Genomic DNA, 1,549 nt, shown 5'->3' on the forward strand with positions numbered 1-1,549 from the left:
GCTTGGTGAACTCGAGGAAAAAGTGAGAATTTCTATTCTCATCTTTTTCCTCGAGTGTTCTTCTTTTATACTGAATGTGTCTGCTTCAATTGCTTAAGATACCGCTGATAAGAGGCTGCTTTCCATGGATGAGATAAAGGCGGGATAGGAATGACTTTTGGCTTAGTTTTAGGAGGCGGTGTATCGAATTCTTTCGAATAACGTTCATGTTCAGGAACGATCTTGAGTGGATACAAGGTCTCTTGATAATTGGCATATAACTCAAGATTACGCGTCTCAATGACCATCACACGCGTATGTGGAGGAAGGTATTGAACGTTACCTGAGTCATCGACACATTGGTAAGTTTGGCGATGATAGCGGATGGAATGTCCCGCATTTACAACTCTGAAATCATGTCGACAAAGTAAATAGTTCAAATTAACGCAAGGGTCTATCTTTTGAAAGACATTTCGGTTATCTTTAAGTTGGAAAGCAAATCGCTGATTAAATAGAGGAATAAATTGAATCAAGAAGTGATTCGCTTCCGCTAAGGTTTGGATATTAGCCAGACGCATTTCGCTGATTAAGCGGTCTTGGAGTGTGTTAAACACGCGTTCCACGCGTCCTTTAGCTTGGGGGATTGAAGTCGTCGACAGGACAATCCCTAAGTTTTGGCACATATATCCATACTGTGTTAAGGTTCTCTGGTCAGACAGAGAGCCTTTTTCTTTTCTCCCAGCCTTAAAGATCGTGCGATTATCGGTCAAAATTTCAACAGGAATGCCTTTGTTTTCTAGAAACTGAGCTGAAACTTCATAATAAGCAGCTAAAGTTTCTTGCTTGTCAAAGAAAGCACCGACAATCTCTCCCGAAGCATCATCAATGGCGACGTGTAAAAAGGCTTTTTCTGTTCCAAACCAAACATGTTGAGAAGCATCCATTTGAATTAATTCTCCGGCATATTTTTTGCGGGAGCGAGAAGGATGCGCTTTCTTTCCTTCGACTAATTGGACCTCTTTCAACAGGGAGAGTTCGCGTTGGGTGAGAGTCGATTTGTTTTGTTTGTTTAGCAATTGTTTTTTCCATCGGCGCTTCGTTGAACGACGAGCTTTGGGAGCAAGAATATGAGCTTGAGACAAAATGTTTCGAACGGAAGATTCAGAAAGACAAAAGCCTTCTTCTTTCACTAAAAACTCATGAAAATGTTTAAAATTAAATGACGCATATTTTGTTTGATAGATAGACACAATTTGTTTTCTAAGAGAAGGTGAAATCTTGGTGGAAGGGGACCTGCCACAGTTCCCATGCTGAAAACCTCGACGTCCTTTCGATAAATAACGTTGAATCAATCGGTTGATTTGACGGCGAGAAAGAGCGAGTTCGACCTCCGCGCGTTGTTTTGTTTTTTTACCGTTCACGACTTGTTTAATTGTTTCATAATAATGCTTTTCTTTCACTGTAAGATAATCTCCCATCATTTTCCCTCCTATCCTTTTCATCATTTATTATAGTGGATAGTGGGACATTTTGATTTGTGTTCTCTTGAGACATTATCATTTACGTTTAA

At 40.0% G+C, this 1,549-nt stretch carries 1 protein-coding gene; it reads right to left on the reverse strand.

Translation table 11 applies throughout. From position 1 onward, the window contains the following. Positions 1 to 65 precede the first annotated feature (65 nt). On the reverse strand, positions 66 to 1,457 hold the full coding sequence (locus tag ACQV18_RS09320) for an ISNCY family transposase (RefSeq protein WP_428893007.1): 1,392 nt from the start codon (positions 1,455 to 1,457) through the stop codon (positions 66 to 68). Positions 1,458 to 1,549: the final 92 nt, after the last annotated feature.

The organism is Facklamia sp. P9177, from assembly GCF_050409585.1.
Taxonomy (GTDB): domain Bacteria; phylum Bacillota; class Bacilli; order Lactobacillales; family Aerococcaceae; genus Facklamia.

What these genes read in the sequence shown, in the direction of transcription:
- ACQV18_RS09320 (WP_428893007.1), bottom strand. Translation starts at nt 1,457, where the DNA reads ATGGGAGATTATCTTACAGTGAAAGAAAAGCATTATTATGAAACAATT.